The organism is Pseudomonas sp. SJZ103, assembly GCF_007828335.1.
Classification (GTDB): Bacteria; Pseudomonadota; Gammaproteobacteria; order Pseudomonadales; family Pseudomonadaceae; genus Aquipseudomonas.
Genome location: NZ_VIUN01000003.1, coordinates 233,756 through 255,465, shown reverse-complemented (window position 1 = coordinate 255,465; position 21,710 = coordinate 233,756). Strand labels below are relative to the sequence as shown.

Below are 21,710 nucleotides of genomic sequence, written 5' to 3'. Positions count from 1 at the left end.
TTGCCCCGCGTTGGGCTGCGCAGCAGCCCTGCGGGAGTAAGCTCTCTCGCCACAGCCTCTCTGTCTTACGACGAACAACTGATCTCCAAATGCTTGCCCCAATCCGGCGGTCGTTGCGCGTACTGCTCCATTCCCGCCTGCTCCTCGAACGGTTTGGAAAGCACCTCATGCAACCGTCGCACTTCGCTGTAATCGCCTGATTCGGCGGCAGCGATAGCGTTCTGTGCGAGGTAGTTACGCAGGATGTACAGCGGGTTCACTGCGTGCATCCGCACACGGCGCTGTTCCTCGCTGTAATCCCCATCCCGCTCAATACGAGCCTTGTACAGTCCTGCCCAGGCATCAAAGCCGGCGAGGTCGACAAAATCATCGCGCAGCTTCGCCACCGCCAGCGCTGCCGGTTCATCCCCCAGCCGCCGGAAGAACAGCGTGTAATCCACACCGCTGTTCTGCATCAGCTTCAGCAACTGCTCGACCAGCTTCTGGTCCTCGTCTTCGGCAGTGGTCAGCCCCAATCGGCGGCGCATCAGGTCCAGGTAGTGGGCCTGGTACAGCGGCAGATACAGGCCAAGGGCTTCTTTCAAGGCGTCGACGCTGATAAAAGGCGTGAGCGCCTGGGCCAGCGCGCTGAGATTCCACTGGCCGATGGGCACTTGGTTACTGAAGGAATAGCGCCCTTCATGGTCCGAGTGGTTGCAGATGAAGTGCGCGTCAAAGTCGTCGAGAAACGCAAACGGCCCGAAGTCGAAGGTGATGCCGAGGATCGACATGTTGTCGGTGTTCATCACCCCGTGGCAGAAACCATAGGCCTGCCATTTGGCGATCATCTCGGCGTTGCGTTCGACGATTTCGCGGAACATCGCCAGGTAGGGCTCGGGCTGTTCCCGGCACTCGGGGTAGTGCAGGTTCAGCACGTGTTCGGCCAGCTCGGCCTGCTGTTCGGGCTTCTTGGTGTAGTAGAAATATTCGAAATGACCAAAGCGGACATGGCTGGGCGCCAAGCGTAGCACCATCGCCCCACGTTCCTGCTTCTCCCGCCAGACCGGGGTGCTGGAGCCGATCACGCACAACGCGCGGCTGCTGGGGATGCCCAATGCATGCAGCGCTTCGGAGGCCAAAAACTCCCGGATTGACGAGCGCAGCACCGCGCGGCCATCGCCCATGCGTGAGTAAGGTGTCATCCCGGCGCCCTTGAGGTGCAGGTCCCAATGTTCGCCGGCCGCGTTGTACACCTCGCCCAGCAGCAACCCGCGGCCATCGCCCAACTGCGGGGTGTAGCCGCCAAACTGATGCCCGGAGTAGACCATCGCCCGCGGCTCGGCTTCGGCCCACAGTTTGTGGCCGCTGAACAGCTCGGCGAATACCGGCGTGTCGGCCACTGCAGGGTCGAGGTCGAGCAGGGCCATGGCGGCATTGCTTGCCACCACCAGGCGCGGTTCGTCGAGGGGCTCGGGCAATACGTGGGTCGAGAACGCGTCGCCCAGGCGTGCGAAGCGGTTGTCGAAGGTCAGTTCGTCGAGGGCTTTCACCGGCCATCTCCAGCAGAATGTCCGAGCATTCTGCTGGGGATAGGGCATTTAGTCGAGTTTGCTCGGCGGTGGCTCGGGTGCATCCGCCACTTTGCCCGCCGGCGGCTCTGGCACATCTTGCGCCTCGGCCGGCCCGACGATGGTTCTCTTCTCGTCTTCCACCGGCACCAGCTTGTATTCCTGGCCGTGGAGGTTTTTGAGGTACACCTCCATCTGCCGGAAGGAGATGTTGATGTGGTGGTTCTTGAACTCGCGGTTGATAAAGCGGTTCACTTCGTCGATCACCGGGTTGCGGTCGCCGAGGTCGCGCACGTGCATGCGCAGTTCGTGGTCCAGTGTACTTTCGCCGAAGTTGAGGAAGTACACGTGGGGTTCCGGTTCCTTCAACACCCTCGGGTTTTCTCGCGCGGCCTTGAGCAACAATTCCTTCACCAGGTCCAGGTCGGAGCCGTAGTCCACGCCCAGCTTGAGGGTGACGCGGGTGATGGTGTCGGTCAGCGACCAGTTGATCAGTTGCCCGGTAATGAACGTCTTGTTGGGGACAATGATGTCCTTGCGGTCGAAGTCGGTGATGGTGGTGGCGCGGATGCGGATCTTGCTCACCGTGCCCGACAGGTTACCGATGGTGATGGTGTCGCCGATCCGCACCGGGCGTTCGAACAGGATCATGATGCCGGAGATGAAGTTGGCGAAGATCTCCTGCATCCCGAAGCCCAGGCCCACCGACAGCGCGGCGACCAGCCACTGCAACTTGTCCCAGCTGACGCCGAGGGTGGACAGTGTGGACACGAAGCCCACGCCGGCGATCACGTAAGACAGCAATGTGGTGGTGGCGTAGGCGCTGCCCTGGGCCAGGTCGAGCTTGGACAGTACGAGTACTTCCAGCAAACCCGGCAGGTTACGCGCCAGTGCGAAGGTGATGCCGATGATGATCAGCGCGCCAAGCAAGTCGCCGATGCTGATCGGCACCATGCTGATATTGGCACCGGTGCCGCTGGTGTATTCGTACAGGGTGACGTTATCCAGGTACGAAAACACCGAGATCAGGTCCGACCACACCCAGTACAGCGCGGCGATAAAACCGCCGAGCAGGGCCAGGCGAATCAGGCGCATGGACTGTTCGTTGACCTGCTCGATGTCCAGGGTCGGTTCTTCGATCACCGCTTCGCCGTCACCCGCTTCCTTGGCCGCCTGGCGTTTGGCCAGGGCGCGGGAATAGGCCAGGCGCCGGGCGGCAACGCCGAGGCCGCGGACGAAGGTGGCTTCGATCACCAGCCAGAACATCAGCAGGTACAGGGTGTTGATCAACCGGTCGCTGAGCTTGAGCGCGGTGTAGTAGTAGCCAAAGCACACGGCGATAAACAGCGCGATAGGCAGCGCGGTGAACACCAGGCCCATGGCTTTGCGGAACAGCGAGGCTTTTTCGTGGGTCGGGCTGTGGAGCAGCAGGCGCCCCAGCAACCAGGCCATCAGGGCGTAGCAGGTCAGGACCACGGCGATGCCCAGCACGTCGTCGGCCAGTGCTGCCGGTTGGTGCTCGGCGATGGCCACCACGGCCACCAGGGCCAGCACCACCAGCCCGAGTTTGCGCACCCAGCCTTGGAGGAATTCGACTTGGGGCTTTTCCCAGCGGAAGTGCAACTCGGCCACGCCGCCCGGCGCCAGGATGCGGTAGGCGGTGTAGAACACCAGCCACGCCTGGGCCAGTTGCAGCAGGGCTGAACCCAGGTTGGCGTTTTGCCCACGGGCGTCGATCTGCAGCGCGTAGCCGCACAGCGCCAGCCCCAACGATACGGGCATGGCCAGCAGGATATTGATCAAGATCGCTTGCGGTGTGTGCCACTGGCTGTCGCGCTTGAAGTGACCGATGTCCAGGTGGACCTTGTTCAGGCGTTGGTACAGGGCCTTGCGTCGCCACAGCAGCGCGCCGATCAACAGCAGCAACGGCAGGAACAGCAGCGGGCGCTGGGTCAGGCCGTCGTACAACTCGCTGACGCTGGAAGCCCAGGGCAGGGTGGCAACCTGCTTGCTCAGGTGCGCCGGCACGGTTTCCAGCCACTCGGTGTCCAGAGGCTTGTTGCTGGGGATCCAGAACATCTGTTCATCGAGCGTCGCGCGCAGGGTGGTGGCGGTGCTGAGCAGTTGTTTCTGGTTCAGTTGAAGGGTGATGGATTCGTTAAGCAGCGCGCTCAACTCTCGGCTCAGGCGCTCCAGCAGGTCGCTGCGGGTAATCGCCAGTTCCAGCAGCGTGCGCCGCAGTTGCGGGGTGACGTCGGCCGGCGGCTGGTTGGCCAGCAGGTTGTCCACATAGGTGCTGGGGGAGCTGATCAGCTCGCGCTGTTGGTTGACCTCAAACTGGTACAGGCGAATGTTGGCGATGTCGTCCGCCAGGTCGCGGTCCACGGTCAGGCGGGGCAGTGCTTGTTTCTGCTTATACAGAATCTTCGACAGCAGCAGGCTGCCCTTGAGCACGTTGATTTGCTCGTCCAGGGCCGAATCGCTCTGGGTCACTGTGTCCAGTTGCTGTTTGGTCTGCAGGTTCTTCTGGGTCAGGTCGTTGAGGCGGTCGGTGCTCTTGAGCAGGTAGTCGGACAGCTTCAGGTTGGCCGCGCTTTCCGTGGCCAACAGGCTGCTGCCGCCGGCCTTTTGCGCTTCGATGGACTGCTGGGTAACGGTCTGTTGGGACTGGGCCAGGCGTTTCTGGTTGATCAGGGTTTGCAGGTCCTGGATCTCTTGTTCCAGGCGCGCGGTCTTTTCCACCACCAGGTCGTGCTGGCTGTTGCCCAGGTCTTGCAGTTGGCTGTTGCCGGCCAGTTCCTGGCGGCGCAGGGGAATCAGGGCATTCAGTGCGGCAAGTTCGGCATTCAGCTGGTTGCGCTGGTCGCCGCTGAGGGCTTTGCCATTGTCCTTGCCGGCCTTGAGGGTCGAATTGATCTGCTGGATGCGCGTCTGGCTGCTGCTGATTTCGGTCTGGGCGCGCTCGGGGCGGGTCTGGGCCGCGATGGTCAGGCTGTTGGCTTCGGCCAGGTCTTTTTGCAGGTCGCCTTGCTGGGTGGTGCGCTGCACCAGCAGTTGCTCGAGCTGCGGTACCGGCAGGGTGGCGTAGCGCTGGGCGACCGGAATGATCTTGGTGGCCTTGAGCCGGGTCAGTTCGCGCTGGTTCTCGCTGGTCTGGCGCGGGGCGTCTTCCAACTGGCGTTTGAGGTCGACCAGACGCTGTTCGTAATCCTGCTTGTTGCCCAGGTAGGTCAGGGTCTGTTGCAGGATCGACTGCAGCGCCTTCATGTCGGCGTCGGGCAGCTTGCGATCAGGCAGCTTGTCCAGGGTTTGCTGGATGGCGTCGGCGCTGGGCGGGTCGGCGGCGTAGACGCTGCCGACACAAAGGGTCAGGCCCAGCAGGGCAGTGGCGAGAAAAGTGCGCAGGGTTGGCATAGAGACCGATCGAGCAAGGTGAAGAATCGGGGGCGTGCTGTCGCCCCGCAGTTTAGAGGAAGAGTCCGGGGGCCGGGCGACTTCCTTCGGGGAATCTGACGCCGACTTTGCCAATCTTGTTCCCGTCCATGACCGCGACGGTCCAGATGGTGTTGTTCCACTCCACCTGGTCGCCCACCACCGGCGCGCCGCCGACTTTCTGGGTGATGAAGCGGCTCAGCGGCATGTCCGGGTCGATCCCTTCGAGCTTGAGGCCATACAGCGCCGAAACCGCACCCAGCTGGGCGTCGCCTTCGAGCACGAAGTCGCCGAAGAAGCGCAAATCCAGGCCGCGTTGCGGGGCCTGGCTGAACAGCTTCCCCAGCGCCGGCAGGTTGTGTTCGTGGCCGATCACGCAGAGCAAATCGCCAACTTCCAGCACCGTACTACCCGACGGATGGAGCAGTTGCTGGCCACGGAACAGGGCAGCGATGCGCGTGCCTTCGGGCATTTTCAGCTCACGCAGGGCCGCGCCAATGCACCATTTTTCTGCGCCGAGGCGGTAGACGAACAGCTCCCATTCGCTGGTGACGTGCACTTCCAGGGCGGCGCGGGAGATCGGCGCCGGGTCCGGCGGAACGGTCACTTTCAGCAGCTTGGCCACCCACGGCAGGCTGGTGCCCTGTACCAGCAGCGACACCAGTACGATAAAGAACGCCAGGTTGAAGTACAGCTGCGCATGGGGCAGCCCCGCCATCAACGGGAACACCGCCAGGATGATGGGGACCGCGCCACGCAGGCCGACCCAGGCGATAAAGGCCTTTTCGCGGCCATGGAACGCCTTGAACGGCAGCAGACCGACCATCACCGACAGCGGCCGCGCGAACAGGATCATCCACAGCGCCAGGCCCAGGGCCGGCAGGGCAATCGGCAGCAAATCATGGGGCGTGACCAGTAGGCCCAGCACCAGGAACATACCGATCTGTGCCAGCCAGGCCATACCGTCGAGCATATGCAAAATGCCATGACGGCTACGCACCGGGCGATTGCCGATCACCAGGCCGCACAGGTACACGGCGAGGAAGCCGCTGCCATGCAGGGCGTTGGTCAGGGCGAAGACGAACAGGCCACCGGCGATCACCAGGATCGGGTACAGGCCGGTGGCCAGGTTGATGCGGTTGACCATCTGCAGCATCAACCAGCCGCCGCCGAGGCCGACGATGCCACCGATGCCGAACTCGCGCACCAGGTGGGTCAGCAGGCTCCAGTGCAGGCCGGTCTGGCCGCTGGCGAGCATGTCGATCAAGGTGACGGTGAGGAACACCGCCATCGGGTCGTTGCTGCCGGATTCGATCTCAAGGCTGGCGGTCACCCGTTCGTTCAAGCCCTTGCCGCCCAGCAGCGAGAATACGGCTGCGGCGTCGGTTGAGCCGACAATCGCACCGATCAGCAGGCCTTGAATAATATTGAGGTCAAACAGCCAGGCCGCCGCCATGCCGGTGAGGCCGGTGGTAATCAACACCCCCACCGTGGCCAGGGACAATGCCGGCCAGAGTGCCACGCGGAAACTCGCCACCCGCGTGCGCAAGCCGCCGTCGAGCAGGATCACTGCAAGGGCGAGGTTGCCCACTAGGTAGGCAGTCGGGTAATTGTCGAAGATGATGCCGCCGCCATCGACGCCGGCGACCATGCCCACGGCCAGGATGATCACCAGGATCGGGATGCCCAGGCGCGAGGAAAGAGAACTCACCAGAATGCTCGCACTCACCAGCAACGCGCCGATCAAGAACAGGCTGTTGATGGTCGTCGCATTCAAAGGCAGTACTCCATGAGCAAATAAGACGGGACGCAAACTGACCATGCAGTCTGCGTGCCAGGGATTCTAACCTGTTGAATTGCTGTGCTGTCAAAAAGCTTTTTCTGATTGGCGCATAACTAAATGTGGGAGGGGGCTTGCCCCCGATGGCGGTATGTCAGTCAGCTTATCTGTAACTGACCCACCGCTATCGGGGGCAAGCCCCCTCCCACATTTCAAGCCAGTGCAGGCAGTTAGAGGCGGAAGCGGCCAACCATCCCATTCAAATCCACCGCCAGGCGCGACAGCTCATTGCTCGCCGCACTGGTCTGGCTGGCACCGGTCGCCGACTGCACCGACAGGTCACGGATATTTACCAGGTTGCGGTCCACTTCCCGCGCTACCTGCGCCTGTTCTTCCGCTGCGCTGGCAATGACCAGGTTGCGCTCGTTGATCTCGACAATCGCCGTATTGATGGTATCCAACGACATTCCCGCGCCTTTGGCGATGTTCAGCGTCGATTCCGCCCGCTCGGTGCTGTTGCGCATCGAGTCCACCGCGTGCTCGGTGCCGGCCTGGATACTGCCGATCATCCGCTCGATCTCGCTGGTGGACTGCTGGGTGCGATGGGCCAACGCCCGCACTTCATCGGCAACCACCGCGAACCCACGCCCTGCTTCGCCGGCGCGCGCGGCTTCAATCGCCGCGTTCAGGGCCAGCAGGTTGGTCTGGTCGGCCAGGCCGCGAATCACGTCCAGTACTTTGCCGATATCGCGCGACTCATTGGCCAGTTCGCCAATCAGTGTGGCGGTCGCTTGCACATCGCCGCTCATGCGCTCGATGGCGCTGACGGTCTCTTGCACCAGATCACGGCCGTCACCGGCAGAGGTGGTGGCGTTGCGCGAAGCTTCAGAGGTGCTCACCGCATTGCGCGCGACTTCTTCGACGGCGCTGGTCATCTCGTTAACGGCGGTGGCCGCTTGTTCGATTTCGTTGTTCTGCCGGGTCAGGCCACGGGCGCTTTCGTCGGTGACGGCGTTCAGCTCCTCGGCGGCGGAGGCCAGCTGGGTGGCGGAGCCGGCGATGCGTTGCAACGTGTCGCGCAGCTTTTCCTGCATCTTGGCCATGGCGGCCAGCAGGCGTCCGGCTTCGTCGTTGCCGTCGACCTTGATCGGCCGCGTCAGGTTGCCTTCGGCGACTTCTTCCGCCGCTTCGAGCGCTTGGGAAATCGGCAGGGTGATGCTGCGGGTCAGCAGCCAGGCGAACAACATCGTCAGCGCCGTGGCGATCACCAGCAGGCCAATCACCCAGTCAAAGGCCATGTTGTACTGGTCTTCGGCCTGTTGATTGGTGGCCAGGGCGGCCTTGTTGTTGTAGTCCAGCAGGCGGTTGAGCACCATGTTGACCTGCTCGGAGTTGTTCAACAGTTCTGTGTTGAGAAGGTTGCGCAGCTCATCGATCTGGTTGGCGCTCGACAGGCTCTTCATACGCGCTTCAATCTGCTGGTACTGGGTAAGCAGGCGTATATATTCGTCGTAGATCGAGCGTTCTTCGCCGCTGTCGATCAGTTTCTCGTAGACGCCCTGGGCGGTGCGGATCTGCTGGTTGCGCAGTTCGAAGGCTTCCAGGGTCTTTTGCTGCACGTCCGGCTCGCGGTTGGTCAGCAAGCGGTACGACAGCACGCGCAGGCGCAGGGTCAGTTGGGTGAACTCATCCAAGGCGCGAATGCTTGGCACGCTGGACTGGGTGATGTCTTGGGTGGCGCCACGGATCTTGCTCATCTGGTTCAGGGCGAACACGCCTAGAAACAACATCAACGCGCCAATAAGCGAGAAGCCGAGGAAGGCCCTCGGAGCGATATTCATATTACGAAGCGACATGCGGAAATCCTGGGAGAGGCGCGATCCGTGCGGTCATGAGACGGGGTGTGCCTCTCTATCGGGCATACGACTAAAGTCTATAGGGGGCTGTGCGTTTTTGTCGCACCTGACGAGGGGTTGCGCGGATTCAGGAACCAGATGGGGGAAATGCAGTCACTAAGGCTCGAAAGCGTGGCCCGGCCCTTAAAAAACGGGCTGCGCGCCAGGGATAACCCTGGCATCCGAGGTGAATTTTCTTTATCGTCACCGCCCTTTGAAAAAGCCCGAGAAATCAAAATGTTAGAAGCATCCCTCAGCCAACTGGAACAACTGGTCAGCGACCTGGTACAGCAGAATCAGGAGCTACTGGGCAGCAACGAATCCCTCAAGGCCGAACTGGCTCGCGCCAAGGATGAGAACGACAGCCTGCAACTGAACCTGATGGAACAGGAAGAAAAGCACGGCGCGACGGCAGCGCGTATCCAGGCGCTGGTTGAGCGCGTGAGCGCAGGCCCTGTCAGCGCATGAATGAAGGGATAAAGGTCGTTTCGATTCTCGGAGAGGATTACTCGATCAAGGCCCCGGCCGGGGAAGATAAAACCCTGATGCACGCCGTGACCATGCTCAAGGCCTCCCTGGCCACCACCAAGAAAAAGTACCCGACCCTGATCGGTGACAAGCTACTGGTGCTGGCGGCGCTGAACCTGTGCGCCGAGCAGATCGAAATGCAGCAGGCTCACCAACAGGAACTCGACCGTTACCAAGAGCAAGTCAGCGCCACGGTCGAGGTGATTTCCAAGGCGATCCAGCCCTAGAACCACTCATCCTGCATCCCCAGGCACGTATCATCCCGTGCCTCCAGAATCGCCAGTTCATGATGGCAGCCCGGTACTTCCCAGGTCAGGAAATACCGGGCGGCCTGGAGCTTGCCTTTATAGAAGGCGACATCGGCCACATTGCCCTTGGCCAGCCCTTCTTCGGCGCGAATCGCCTGTTCCAGCCAGCGCCAGCCAATTACCGTGTGCCCGAATACCTTCAGGTACAGCGCCGAGTTCGCCAGGCTGCTGTTGACCTTGCCCTGGGCGAGATCCGTCAGCAGGCCGATCGTCACGCTTTGCAGACGGGCCACGAGGTGTTCCAGCGGTTCTCCTAACGCCGTCAGGCCTGGATATTCCTGTGCCCGCGAGCCCGTGTCGGCGATCAGCCGGATCAGTTGCTTGAGCCCCGCGCCGCCGTTCTGCGCCAATTTGCGCCCCAGCAAGTCCAGGGACTGGATGCCATGGGTGCCCTCGTGGATCGGGTTCAGGCGGTTGTCGCGGTAGTACTGCTCCACCGGGTATTCGCGGGTGTAGCCGTGGCCGCCGAGGATCTGGATTGCCAGCTCGTTGGCCTTGAGGCAGAACTCCGAGGGCCAGGATTTGACGATGGGCGTGAGCAGGTCCAGCAGTTCGTGGGCCTGTTTACGCTCTGCCTCGGTTTCCAGCGTCGTGGTGTCATCGAACAGGCGCGCGGCGTACAGGCCCAGGTCGAAGGCGCCTTCGACGTAGGCTTTTTGCGTTAGCAGCATGCGCTTGATATCGGCGTGCTGGATGATCGAGACCGGCGCGGTGGACGGGTCTTTGCTGTCGGGCAGGCGACCTTGCGGACGTTCGCGGGCGTATTCCAGCGAATAGAGATAGCCGGCGTAGCCGAGCATCACCGCGCCCATGCCCACACCGATGCGCGCCTCGTTCATCATCTGGAACATGCAGCTCAGGCCCTGGTGCGGCTTACCCACCAGATAGCCGACGCAGTTACCGTTATCGCCGAAATTCAGCGCCGTCGACGTGGTGCCCCGCCAGCCCATCTTGTGAAACAGCCCGGCCAGCAGGACATCGTTACGTTCGCCCAGGCTGCCATCATCGTTGACCAGGAACTTGGGCACGATAAACAGCGAAATGCCCTTCACCCCGGCCGGCGCGTCCGGCAGTTTGGCCAGCACCATGTGCACGATGTTTTCCGACAGCGGGTGGTCGCCTCCGGAGATAAAGATCTTGTTGCCCTTGAGTCGATAGCTGCCGTCAGCCGCTGGTTCGGCGCGGGTACGAATATCTGACAGCGATGAGCCGGCGTGGGGTTCGGTCAGGGCCATGGTGCCGAAGAAGCGGCCTTCGATCATCGGTTGCAGGAAGCGCTGTTTCTGCTCCTCGGTGCCGAAGCTTTCGATCAGGTTGGCGGCGCCCATGGTCAGGAACGGGTAGGACGTCGAGGCCGCGTTGGCGGATTGGAAGTGAGCGAAGCAGGCTTGAGACAGCAGGGTCGGCAACTGCATGCCACCGGCTTCGAAGCTGCGGGCCGCATTGAGGAAGCCGGCTTCAAGGAACGCATCCACCGCCGGTTTCACTTCCGGAATCAGAATCGCCTTACCGTCCTCAAAACGTGGTTCGTTCTCGTCGTTTTTGCGGTTGTGTGGCGCGAAGTACTTCTCTGCAATGTTGCGGGCCGTGCTGATGGCCGCATCGAAGGTTTCGCGATTGTGCTCGGCAAACCGCTCGCGCTGGGTCAGGCCCTCGGCATCGAGGACTTCGTACAGCTCGAAAGCCAGATTGCGGGAACTGAGCAGCGTCTCGGACATGGCGGCTTACCTTTGGAGGAATTGGCCTGAGTCTAAGTGCGCGAATAAAGACTGGATAGCAAGATTGATCTGGGTGATGAAGAGGCAGAACGAGGGGAGGGGAATTGAAATGCGATCAAATGTGGGAGGGGGCTTGCCCCCGATAGCAGTGTGTCAGTATCAGATGTACTGGTTGACACTCCGCTATCGGGGGCAAGCCCCCTTCCACAGGGTTACCGCATTTTCAGGGTTAGCCGATGGTCATCAGGCTGGCATTACCGCCGGCAGCTGCGGTGTTAACGCTCAACGCACGCTCGATCACCAGGCGCTCCAAGGCAATCGTGGTCTCGCCTTGGGACAAACCATGTACCCCGACAATCGCGCCACCACGCTGCGCCACTTGCTGGCACACCGCACGCAGTTGGTCGGAATCCCCGTGATGGAGAACGGCGTCAAACACCACCTCGTCCTTGGTCCAATCCGCCACGCGCTTGATCTTCGCCTGAATTTCCTTGGGCAAGCGTGGGAACACGGCTTTGGTCAGGTCGGTTTCCGGCCATACCGCCGAACCGCCGACGGCCAATACCGCCGCCAGTTGAGTCAACAGATCGCCTTCCACGTCCGCCAGGCACAGTACGTGCTCGCGAGGCAGGATGGCGTAGCTGTTGCGCTCGCCGGTCGGGCCAGCCAACTGACGGGTGATACCGCTTTGGGATTGCGCGGCGAACTGGCTGCACAGGGCACTCAGCTCGCTGAACTTATTGCTGTCGGCCCAGGTTTTCAGGGCGGTCAGCGGTTGACTCATGGCGTCGCGCAGACGTACATCCGGTGCCGCCAGTTTGTCGCCACGTACGAAGGATTGCTCGATCGCATCGGTAGGACGGGTCGACAGCAAGCGGTACAGGTACAGCGGACCACCGGCTTTCGGACCAGTGCCCGACAGGCCTTCACCGCCGAATGGCTGCACGCCGACCACGGCACCGACGATGTTGCGGTTCACATAGACGTTACCGGCATTGACGTTGTCGATCACCTTGGCGATGGTCTCGTCGATACGGGTATGCACGCCCAGGGTCAGGCCATAGCCGGAGGCGTTGATCTGGCCGATGAGCTGGTCGATCTCCTTGCGCTTGTAGCGCACCACGTGCAGCACCGGGCCGAAGATCTCCCGTTGCAGTTCGTCGAAGCTTTCCAGCTCGATCAGGGTGGGCATCACGAAGGTGCCGCGCTTGATTTCTTCACCGTCGGCAATCGCCACCTGGTACACATTGCGGCCTTTGTCGCGCATGGCCTGGATGTGTTTCTCGATGCCAGCCTTGGCTTCGGCGTCGATCACCGGACCGATGTCCACCGACAGGCGCTCCGGGTTGCCCAGGCGGCATTCAGCCATGGCGCCTTTGAGCATTTCGATCACGCGATCTGCCGAATCTTCCTGCAGGCACAACACGCGCAGGGCCGAGCAACGTTGACCGGCGCTGTCGAAGGCCGAGGACACCACGTCGATGACCACTTGTTCGGTGAGTGCCGAGGAGTCGACGATCATTGCGTTCTGGCCGCCGGTTTCGGCGATCAGCGGGATCGGACGGCCCTGGGCATCCAGGCGCCCGGCGACATTGCGTTGCAGCAGGCGCGCGACTTCGGTGGAGCCGGTGAACATCACGCCTTTGACGCGATCATCACCCACCATGCGGGCACCGACGCTTTCACCCTGGCCCGGCAGCAATTGCAACACGCCTTCCGGAATACCCGCTTCCAGCAGGATGCGCACGGCTTGGGCGGCGACCAACGGGGTTTGCTCGGCAGGCTTGGCCAATACCGGGTTACCGGCGGCCAGTGCGGCAGCCACTTGCCCACTGAAAATCGCCAGTGGGAAGTTCCACGGGCTGATGCACACCACAGGGCCCAATGGGCGGTGCGCGTCATTGGTGAAGTCGTTGCGGGCCTGCACCGCGTAGTAGCGCAGGAAGTCCACGGCTTCACGCACTTCGGCGATGGCGTTGGCGAAGGTCTTGCCGGCTTCGCGAGCCAGCAGGCCCATCAGTGGCTGGATCTCGCCCTCCATCAGGTCGGCGGCACGTTCCAGGATCGCGGCGCGTTCGGCGGGCGGAGTGGCCTGCCAGATCGGGCCTGCGCTGATGGCGCACTGGATCGCGTTGTCGACGTCTTCGACGGTGGCTTCTTGCACGTGGCCGACCACGTCACGCAGGTCGGACGGGTTCAATACCGGTGCCGCCGCTTGATCGCTGGCGGCGCAACCGAGCATCGGCGCGGCCTTCCAGTCGTTGTGCGCGGTGGCCAACAGGGCGCAGGACAGCGATGCCAGGCGGTGTTCGTTGGCCAGGTCGATACCGGCCGAGTTGGCGCGGTCGCTGCCGTACAGGTCACGCGGCAGCGGGATACGCGGGTGCGGCAGGCCGAAGCCGCCTTCCAGCGTCGCCATCTGCTCGATGCTGGCCACTGGATCGGCCACCAGCTCCTGGATCGATATGGACTGGTCGGCGATGCGGTTGACGAACGAGGTGTTGGCGCCGTTTTCCAGCAGGCGACGCACCAGGTAAGCCAGCAGTGTTTCGTGAGTGCCGACCGGTGCGTATACGCGGCATGGACGGTTGAGCTTGCCTTCGGAAACCTTGCCTACTACCTGCTCGTACAGCGGTTCACCCATGCCGTGCAGGCATTGGAACTCGTACTGGCCGGGGTAATAGTTCTGACCGGCGATATGGTAAATCGCAGACAAGGTATGGGCGTTGTGCGTAGCGAACTGCGGGTAGATGACTTCCGGTACCGACAGCAGTTTGCGTGCACAGGCAATGTAGGAAACGTCGGTGTACACCTTGCGGGTGTATACCGGGTAGCCTTCCAGGCCTTCGACCTGGGCGCGCTTGATCTCGCTGTCCCAGTACGCGCCTTTTACCAGGCGGATCATCAGGCGATGGCGGCTGCGGCGCGCCAGGTCGATTACGTAGTCGATCACATACGGGCAACGCTTCTGGTAGGCCTGGATCACGAAGCCAATACCGTTCCAGCCGGTCAGTTGTGGCTCGAAGCACAGGCGCTCGAGCAGATCCAGCGACAGCTCCAGGCGGTCGGCTTCCTCGGCGTCGATGTTCAGGCCGATGTCGTATTGCTTGGCCAGTAGGGTCAGGGACAGCAGGCGCGGGTACAGCTCATCCATCACCCGTTCGTACTGCGCACGGCTGTAACGCGGGTGCAGTGCCGACAGTTTGATGGAGATGCCCGGGCCTTCATAAATCCCACGGCCGTGGGAGGCTTTGCCGATGGAGTGAATGGCTTGTTCGTACGAGGCCAGGTATTTCTGCGCGTCGTGTTCGGTGAGTGCGGCTTCACCGAGCATGTCGTAGGAGTAGCGGAAACCCTTTGCTTCGAATTTGCTGGCGTTGGCCAGGGCTTCAGCGATGGTTTCGCCGGTCACGAACTGCTCGCCCATCAGGCGCATGGCCATGTCGACGCCCTTGCGGATCATCGGCTCGCCGCTTTTGCCGATGATGCGGCTCAGGGAGGAGGTGAGGCCGGCTTCGTTATGGGTGGCGACCAGTTTACCGGTCAGCAGCAGGCCCCAGGTGGCGGCGTTGACGAACAGCGACGGGCTGTTGCCCAGGTGCGGATGCCAGTTGCCGGTGCTGATCTTGTCGCGGATCAGGGCGTCGCGGGTGCCTTTGTCCGGGATCCGCAGCAGCGCTTCGGCCAGGCACATCAGGGCCACGCCTTCCTGGGACGACAGCGAGAATTCTTGCAGCAGGCCCTGAACAATACCGGCACGGCCGCCGGCACTCTTCTGATTGCGCAGTTTTTCGGCAATCGAAGCGGCGAGCTTGTTGGTGGCTTCGGCCATTTGCACCGGCAGGCGAGCCTGCTCGATCAGCATTGGCACCACTTCCGGCTCAGGGCGACGGTAAGCGGCGGTGATCGAAGCGCGCAGGACGGATTGCGGCAGGATGCTCTCGGCGAACTCAAGGAAGCACTGGTGGGCGTGGTCGGCCTGGACTTCGCCGGCGTCCTCAGCATCCTTGTTGCTCAAGCCATTGAGCTCGGTCAGGGTTGCGCCACCCTCCAGTTTCTCCAGGTAATTGAAAATCGCCTGCTTGATCAGCCAGTGCGGCGTGCGATCAATGGAGGTCGCGGCCGCCTTCAGGCGTTCGCGGGTCGGGTCGTCGAGTTTGACCCCAAGGGTGGTCGTAGCCATTTTCTTATCCTCATGGGTGCCACTACCGAGTGGCATCAGCTGGCGGCAAGATTAGCTTTGCGCAGGAAGAGGTGCAACCGGGTGCAACCCATTTTGTTCATGATTTTTTCGACAGTTGATCGGAAAAAAACCGGCCTTCGACGGAATCCGCTTTGCCTTGGTGCGTTTGCTTCTGAGATCGGCTGTTCTTGCTCCGAAAAGGAGCAAAAAAGCGGCGTTTTACGTGTTTTACACTTGGGTGCAACTTATTTCCAAGAAACTGGTTGCACCTTATTTGCTTTGTTGAATAGCATTCGCGCCCAAGGTGCAACCGACTGTGTGGTCTGGTTCATCGGCTGGCGGCTTTCCTGGGGAAACGTCAGTCATAAATGCGCGGCACTCAGTTACGTTTACCTACTTCCAGTAGGTGGCCTTCTGACAGACCGCCGCTACATAAAAACAAAGCCAGGGCGTCACTCATATGAGCGTTAGTAATCCAACCCTGATCACGTTCGTGATCTACATCGCAGCAATGGTGCTGATCGGCTTCATGGCCTATCGCTCCACCAACAACCTTTCCGATTACATCCTGGGCGGTCGCAGCCTTGGTAGCGTGGTGACTGCCTTGTCAGCCGGTGCTTCCGATATGAGCGGCTGGTTGTTGATGGGCCTGCCGGGCGCGATCTACATGTCCGGCCTGTCGGAAAGCTGGATCGCCATCGGCCTGATCGTCGGTGCCTACCTCAACTGGCTGTTCGTGGCCGGTCGCCTGCGGGTACAGACCGAGCACAACGGCGACGCCCTGACGCTGCCGGATTACTTTTCCAGCCGTTTCGAAGATAAAAGCGGCCTGCTGCGGATCATCTCTGCCGTAGTGATCCTGGTGTTCTTCACCATCTACTGCGCTTCCGGCATCGTGGCCGGTGCCCGCCTGTTCGAAAGCACCTTCGGCATGTCCTACGAGACCGCGCTGTGGGCCGGCGCTGCGGCGACGATTGCCTACACCTTTGTGGGTGGTTTCCTGGCAGTCAGCTGGACCGACACCGTACAAGCCACGCTGATGATCTTCGCGTTGATCCTCACGCCGATCATTGTGCTGCTGGCCACCGGTGGCGTCGACACCACCTTCCTGGCCATCGAAGCCAAGAACCCCGACAACTTCAACATGCTGAAAAACACCACCTTCATCGGCATCATCTCGCTGATGGGCTGGGGCCTGGGTTACTTCGGCCAACCGCACATCCTCGCGCGCTTCATGGCGGCGGATTCGGTGAAGTCGATCGCCAACGCGCGTCGCATCTCCATGACCTGGATGATCCTGTGCCTGGGCGGCACCGTGGCGGTGGGCTTCTTCGGTATTGCTTACTTCTCGGCGCACCCGGAAGTGGCAGGCCCGGTGACTGAAAACCCTGAGCGTGTGTTCATCGAGCTGGCCAAGATCCTGTTCAACCCATGGGTTGCTGGTGTCCTGCTGTCGGCCATCCTCGCGGCCGTCATGAGCACCCTGAGCTGCCAGTTGCTGGTATGTTCCAGCGCCCTGACCGAAGACTTCTACAAGACCTTCCTGCGCAAAAGCGCTTCCCAGGTTGAACTGGTGTGGGTCGGCCGCTTGATGGTACTGCTGGTGGCCTTGATCGCCATCGCCATGGCTGCCAACCCGAACAACCGTGTGCTGGGCCTGGTGAGCTACGCCTGGGCCGGTTTCGGCGCTGCGTTCGGCCCTGTGGTGCTGATCTCGGTGATCTGGAAAAACATGACCCGCAACGGCGCACTGGCCGGCATCCTGGTCGGCGCGATCACCGTGATCGTGTGGAAGCACTTCGAACTGCTGGGCCTGTACGAAATCATCCCAGGCTTCATCTTCGCCAGCCTGGCGATCTACGTCGTGAGCAAGCTGGGCGCGCCGACAGCCGGTATGGTCGAGCGCTTTGATGCGGCGGAAAAAGACTACAACCTCAATAAGTGATTCGCCGGGCGCTGAGCGCTCAATGAATTAAAAGAAGGCCCGCGTCCTACGGATGGCGGGCCTTTTTTTTGCGTGCGATTTGAGCTTGATTGAGTAGGACTCCTACGCTCGCGCGTAGGGTTTTACTGATTTGTTTGGGGCGCGCTCATCAGCGTGGAACGGTGGTGCAGAATCTCCCGCCCACCCCCTCGCAGAGAAACACCGGATGTTCGCTCCTGCCAATCAAAGTGCCTTTACCCTGACCCTTGACGGTGTGCCAAGTGAACTCAAGGTGTTTGAGTTCCAGGGCCGCGAAGCCATCAGCCAACCGTATCGTTTCGATCTTGAACTGGTCAGCGAACAGCCCGACCTGGACTTGGAAAACCTGCTGCATCGCCCGGTGTATCTGGGCTTTGATGCTCACGGCCATGGCGTCCACGGCTTGGTTTATCGGGTGGCGCAGGGCGACTCCGGGCGACGGCTGACGCGTTACCAGATCAGCCTTGTGCCGCAGTTGGCCTATCTCGCGCACAGCAGTCACCAGCGGATCTTCCAGCACAAGACGGTGCCGCAGATCATTGCGCAGGTGCTGGCGGAGCAGCGGCTCCATGCCGACCAATTCGAATTTCACCTCAGTGGTGCCTATCCTGAGCGCGAGTATTGCGTGCAGTTTGGCGAGAGCGACCTGGCCTTTATTCAGCGGCTGTGTGCCGAACAGGGGATTCACTATCACTTCCAGCATTTGCCCGGAGGACACCTGCTGGTGTTTGGCGATGACCAGACAGTTTTCGCCCGGCCCGATCAACCTACGCCCTATAAGCCGGGCTCCGGGATGGTGGCGGATACGCCGGCCATCAAGCGCTTTGCGCTGCGGTTGGAAACCCGCACCACAGCGGTCACTTTGCGTGACTACGACTTTCTCAAGCCGAGCCTGGTGCTGGAGAGTGGCGTGGTCGGTGAACAGCTTCCACGGTTTGAGGAGCAGGCCTACCCCGGTCATTTTTCCGATCGCCCCTACGGCAAATACCTCGCGCAACGTGGCTTGGAACGGCACCGTAGCGACTATCGAATAGCCCGTGGTAACGGTGATGACCCCGCAGTGACCAGCGGTCGGTTCCTCAAATTGACCGGACATCCGCGGGACGAATGGAATGACTTGTGGCTGGTGACGCAAGTTACCCACGAAGGCAGGCAGCCTCAGGTTTTGGAGGAGGCTGTCACCGAGGTTGGCGGTGGAGATTTTCTTCAGGGGTATCGCAATGAATGTGTGGTGACTCCGTGGGACGTGATCTTCCGCCCGCCCTTGCCTGAGCAGGCGCGGCCGGCGTTGTCGGGTTATCAAAACGCGGTGGTTACCGGCCCCGTCGACAGTGAAATCCACTGCGACGAATACGGTCGGGTCAAGGTGCAGTTGGCCTGGGATAGCGCTGGGGAGCATGACGATCATTCCAGCTGCTGGCTGCGGGTGGCCAGCGGTTGGGCCCATGACCGCTATGGCTCGGTGCTTATCCCGCGAGTGGGTATGGAAGTACTGGTGGGGTTCGTCAACGGGGATATGGACATGCCGCTGGTGATGGGCTGCCTGCCGAACGCGGCGACGCGGGTTCCCCTCGATCTGCCGGCAGACAAGACCCGCAGCATCTTCCGTAGCCAGAGCAGCCCCGGTGGTGGTGGCTACAACGAACTGCGCATCGAAGACCGCAAGGGCGCCGAGGAGATCTACCTGCGCGCCCAGCGGGATTGGACCCAGCATGTGCTGCATGACCAGCAGGTGCAGATCGACAATCAGCGCCGCATCAGGGTGGGCGGTGAGTCGCACCATGAATTGCAAGGCGAAGAGCAGCGCATCACCCATGGCAACCGTTTGACGGAACTCAAGCAGGACGACCATCTGGTGGTTGGCGGATCGCAGCAGATGCGCGCGGGGCGGACCATCCAGATTGGCGCCGGGCAGAGCGTCGTTATAGACGCGGGTGCGACCGTGACAATCCAGGCCGGTGGGCAGTCGATCACGCTGTCGGCAGAGGGGATTTTCAGTAGCACGCCCATTCAACTGGGAGGCGCGCCTGCTCCGGCGGCGTCACCCTTGATGCCTGGGGTGAAAGCGGCGTTGCTGGCGGTTATGCCCGCACCGCTGAGCCGGATACAGGTCGCCAGCCTGAAACGGAACGCGCCATTTTGTGAAGAGTGCCAACGCTGCAGTGATGGGCAGTGCGGTCTCCCGTTCCATTCAACCTTAAAAGGAATTTACCCTGATGTCCCAGCCCTTGACCCCCAATGACTGGCTAGCACAATGCCCTCTACTCCCCAATGAGCGGCTTTACGTGGTCCTTGGCCGTGCCAGTGACGCGAAGCCGCTGGCTGCGTGGCAAGTCTCGGCCATCGGGATGTCGCCTCAAGCGCTCTGGGCAGGCACGGCCTATGCCGGGTGGGATGAGGTGATGCCCTACGCAGGGGTTGTCGAACCCGACAGTGCCTTCCTCGATTGGATCGCAACCACTGACGCCTCGGATTGGGGTTGGCTGGCGGTATCGTCCAGCCCGTTGGAAGTCGTAGTTGCTCACCTGCAAAGCCTGACCAAAATACTGCTTCCCGATGAGCGGAGCGTGTTCCTGCGCTTCTGGGATGGCGCTCAGTTTCTGCCGATTGTGCAGAAGCTGGGTGATGAAATCGGCGCGGTGTTGCCGGTGTTCCAACGGTATCTGATCAACGGCCAGCCGCTGAGCGTTGCGACGCCGCCAGTCTCGGCGGCCAAAGCCAGTCCTTGGTGGCGAGTGCCCGAATCGCTATTGGAGCACTTGGCCGCGCAATCACCACAGACCCTGATCGACAACCTGCTGCAGTGGCTTGAAGAGCAGCGCCCCGACCTGTATGCCGCCTTTACGCCGGCGACCTTGCAGCACAAGGTCGCCTACTTCGTACGCAGCGCGGATATCAGCCCTGAAGCGCTGGCTGGCTACCTGGACTCAGAGTTGAGTTGAGGCCAGTGCCTGTTGCAGGTCGTCGATCAGGTCTTCAATCGCTTCGATACCCACCGACAGGCGAATCATCTCCGGCTTTACACCGGCCTTGGCCTGTTCCTGCTCGTTCATCTGCCGGTGAGTGGTGGAGGCCGGGTGGCAGGCCAGGGACTTGGCGTCGCCGATGTTGACCAGGCGCTTGAAGATTTGCAGCGCGTCGTAGAAGCGCACACCGGCATCAAAGCCGCCCTTCAAGCCGAAGGACAGGATCGCCGACGGTTTGCCCTGCATGTATTTCTGCGCCAATGCGTGGTGCGGGTGGTCCGGCAGGCCGGCGTAGCTGACCCACTCCACCTCGGCATGGCCTTGCAGGAACTGTGCGATTTTCAGGGCGTTTTCGGTGTGGCGCTCCATGCGCAAGGCCAGGGTTTCCAGGCCTTGCAGCAACAGGAAGGCATTCATCGGTGCCAATGCGGCGCCGGTGTTGCGCAGTGGCACGGTACGGGCACGGGCGATGAAGGCGGCGGGGCCGAATTTTTCGGTATAGACCACGCCGTGATAGGCCGGCTCGGGCTGGTTGAGGCCGGGGAATTTATCCGCGTATTTCGTCCACGGGAACGTGCCGCTGTCGACAATTACACCGCCCAGGGAGTTGCCATGGCCGCCGACGTATTTGGTCACCGAGTGCACCACGATGTCGGCGCCGAACTGGATCGGTTTGCACAGGATCGGCGTGGCCACGGTGTTGTCCACCACCAGCGGCACGCCACGGGCATGGGCAACGTCGGCCAGGGCCTCGATGTCGATGATATTGCCCGCCGGGTTGCCGATGCTTTCGCAGTACACCAGCTTGGTGTTGTCGTCGATCAGTTCGGCGATGGCTGCGGCGGAGTCATCGCGTGCGAAACGCACATCCACGCCAAAGCTCGGCAGCAGGTGGGCGAACAGCGTGTAGGTGCCGCCGTAGAGTTGCGGTGTGGTGACGATATTGTCGCCCGCCCGGGTCAACGTCTGGATGGCATAGTGGATCGCCGCGCTGCCGGCCGAGACGGCCAGGGCCGCGATACCGCCTTCAAGGGCGGCGATGCGCTGCTCCAGCACATCGTTGGTGGGGTTCATGATGCGCGTGTAGATATTGCCGGGCACGTCCAGGTTGAACAGGTCGGCGCCGTGTTGGGCGTTATCGAATTCGAAGGCGACGTTCTGGTAGATCGGTACGGCGACGGCCTTGGTAGTCGGGTCCGACTTGAAGCCGTGGTGCAGCGCGATGGTGGCGTCTTTCATGATTGTTATTGACCTCCCTGGAGTGGTGGAAGGCCACAATAAATCCACCCTGGCGGCGGCATTTAGATTTTTTTCAACTGGCCGCCTGCGCTTGCGACATAAGCACCGTCCGGCATGCGGCCCTGCACCTTTGCGCCCGTAGAAGGTAAAC

General features: G+C 61.5%; 12 protein-coding genes and 1 pseudogene. 5 read left to right on the top strand and 8 right to left on the bottom strand.

The features are described from left to right. Positions 1-65: 65 nt before the first annotated feature. The 5 genes and pseudogenes from selO to FBY10_RS32130 form a co-directional block, all read right to left on the bottom strand. Positions 66-1,529, bottom strand: coding sequence for a protein adenylyltransferase SelO (gene selO / locus FBY10_RS09235; protein ID WP_131696836.1), 1,464 nt, complete (start codon positions 1,527-1,529; stop codon positions 66-68). A gap of 48 nt (positions 1,530-1,577) precedes the next feature. Further along, positions 1,578-4,961 carry a mechanosensitive channel MscK gene (gene mscK / locus FBY10_RS09230; RefSeq protein WP_131696835.1) on the bottom strand — a complete coding sequence of 1,128 codons (3,384 nt, stop codon included), beginning with the start codon at positions 4,959-4,961 and terminating at the stop codon, positions 1,578-1,580. A 52-nt stretch (positions 4,962-5,013) separates the two neighbouring features. Continuing rightward, positions 5,014-6,756, bottom strand: a complete 1,743-nt coding sequence (locus FBY10_RS09225; RefSeq protein ID WP_131696834.1) for a potassium/proton antiporter — start codon at positions 6,754-6,756, stop codon at positions 5,014-5,016. 233 nt (positions 6,757-6,989) lie between these two features. After that, complete coding sequence (locus FBY10_RS32135; protein ID WP_371920968.1) at positions 6,990-7,853, bottom strand: methyl-accepting chemotaxis protein; 864 nt, start codon at positions 7,851-7,853, stop codon at positions 6,990-6,992. After that, positions 7,845-8,600 (bottom strand): annotated as a pseudogene (locus tag FBY10_RS32130) (MCP four helix bundle domain-containing protein); the annotation flags it as partial. The pseudogene FBY10_RS32130 and the gene FBY10_RS32135, both read right to left, overlap by 9 nt. A 291-nt stretch (positions 8,601-8,891) precedes the next feature. On the opposite strand from FBY10_RS32130, the gene FBY10_RS09215 reads away from it, so the two are divergent. Further along, a complete protein-coding gene (locus FBY10_RS09215; protein ID WP_003187970.1) occupies positions 8,892-9,122 on the top strand; it encodes a hypothetical protein in 231 nt (76 codons plus the stop codon). Next, entirely contained in the window at positions 9,119-9,409 is a 291-nt protein-coding gene (locus FBY10_RS09210) for a cell division protein ZapA (RefSeq protein ID WP_017526490.1), read from the top strand. The genes FBY10_RS09215 and FBY10_RS09210 overlap by 4 nt, the downstream gene beginning before the upstream one ends. Here FBY10_RS09210 and FBY10_RS09205 read toward each other — a convergent pair. Both FBY10_RS09205 and putA read right to left on the bottom strand, forming a co-directional pair. Then, positions 9,406-11,208, bottom strand: coding sequence for an acyl-CoA dehydrogenase (locus FBY10_RS09205; protein ID WP_131696832.1), 1,803 nt, complete (start codon positions 11,206-11,208; stop codon positions 9,406-9,408). The genes FBY10_RS09210 and FBY10_RS09205 overlap by 4 nt on opposite strands. A gap of 229 nt (positions 11,209-11,437) precedes the next feature. Next, positions 11,438-15,391: a trifunctional transcriptional regulator/proline dehydrogenase/L-glutamate gamma-semialdehyde dehydrogenase gene (gene putA / locus FBY10_RS09200; RefSeq protein ID WP_145335947.1), complete on the bottom strand. Its 3,954-nt coding sequence runs from the start codon at positions 15,389-15,391 to the stop codon at positions 11,438-11,440. 460 nt (positions 15,392-15,851) lie between these two features. Between putA and putP the strand changes: the two genes are divergently transcribed. The 3 genes from putP (at position 15,852) to FBY10_RS09185 (ending at position 20,296) form a co-directional block, all read left to right on the top strand. Next, entirely contained in the window at positions 15,852-17,336 is a 1,485-nt protein-coding gene (putP, locus tag FBY10_RS09195; RefSeq protein ID WP_131696830.1) for a sodium/proline symporter PutP, read from the top strand. A 205-nt stretch (positions 17,337-17,541) separates the two neighbouring features. Next, complete coding sequence (locus FBY10_RS09190) at positions 17,542-19,596, top strand: type VI secretion system tip protein VgrG (protein WP_145335949.1); 2,055 nt, start codon at positions 17,542-17,544, stop codon at positions 19,594-19,596. Then, a complete protein-coding gene (locus FBY10_RS09185; RefSeq protein WP_145335951.1) occupies positions 19,571-20,296 on the top strand; it encodes a DUF4123 domain-containing protein in 726 nt (241 codons plus the stop codon). The genes FBY10_RS09190 and FBY10_RS09185 overlap by 26 nt, the downstream gene beginning before the upstream one ends. Here FBY10_RS09185 and FBY10_RS09180 read toward each other — a convergent pair. Beyond that, positions 20,282-21,559, bottom strand: a complete 1,278-nt coding sequence (locus FBY10_RS09180) for an O-acetylhomoserine aminocarboxypropyltransferase/cysteine synthase family protein (RefSeq protein WP_145335953.1) — start codon at positions 21,557-21,559, stop codon at positions 20,282-20,284. The two genes, FBY10_RS09185 and FBY10_RS09180, sit on opposite strands and share 15 nt — an antisense overlap. Between the last annotated feature and the right edge of the window lie 151 nt (positions 21,560-21,710).

Excerpts from the sequence above, each read along its gene's own strand:
- FBY10_RS09215 (WP_003187970.1), top strand. The coding sequence starts at position 8,892 with ATGTTAGAAGCATCCCTCAGCCAACTGGAACAACTGGTCAGCGACCTG.
- putP (WP_131696830.1), top strand. The coding sequence starts at position 15,852 with ATGAGCGTTAGTAATCCAACCCTGATCACGTTCGTGATCTACATCGCA.
- FBY10_RS09185 (WP_145335951.1), top strand. The coding sequence starts at position 19,571 with ATGTCCCAGCCCTTGACCCCCAATGACTGGCTAGCACAATGCCCTCTA.
- FBY10_RS09180 (WP_145335953.1), bottom strand. The coding sequence starts at position 21,559 with ATGAAAGACGCCACCATCGCGCTGCACCACGGCTTCAAGTCGGACCCG.
- mscK (WP_131696835.1), bottom strand. The coding sequence starts at position 4,961 with ATGCCAACCCTGCGCACTTTTCTCGCCACTGCCCTGCTGGGCCTGACC.
- FBY10_RS09190 (WP_145335949.1), top strand. The coding sequence starts at position 17,542 with ATGTTCGCTCCTGCCAATCAAAGTGCCTTTACCCTGACCCTTGACGGT.
- FBY10_RS09205 (WP_131696832.1), bottom strand. The coding sequence starts at position 11,208 with ATGTCCGAGACGCTGCTCAGTTCCCGCAATCTGGCTTTCGAGCTGTAC.
- putA (WP_145335947.1), bottom strand. The coding sequence starts at position 15,391 with ATGGCTACGACCACCCTTGGGGTCAAACTCGACGACCCGACCCGCGAA.
- FBY10_RS09210 (WP_017526490.1), top strand. The coding sequence starts at position 9,119 with ATGAATGAAGGGATAAAGGTCGTTTCGATTCTCGGAGAGGATTACTCG.
- FBY10_RS32135 (WP_371920968.1), bottom strand. The coding sequence starts at position 7,853 with ATGCAGGAAAAGCTGCGCGACACGTTGCAACGCATCGCCGGCTCCGCC.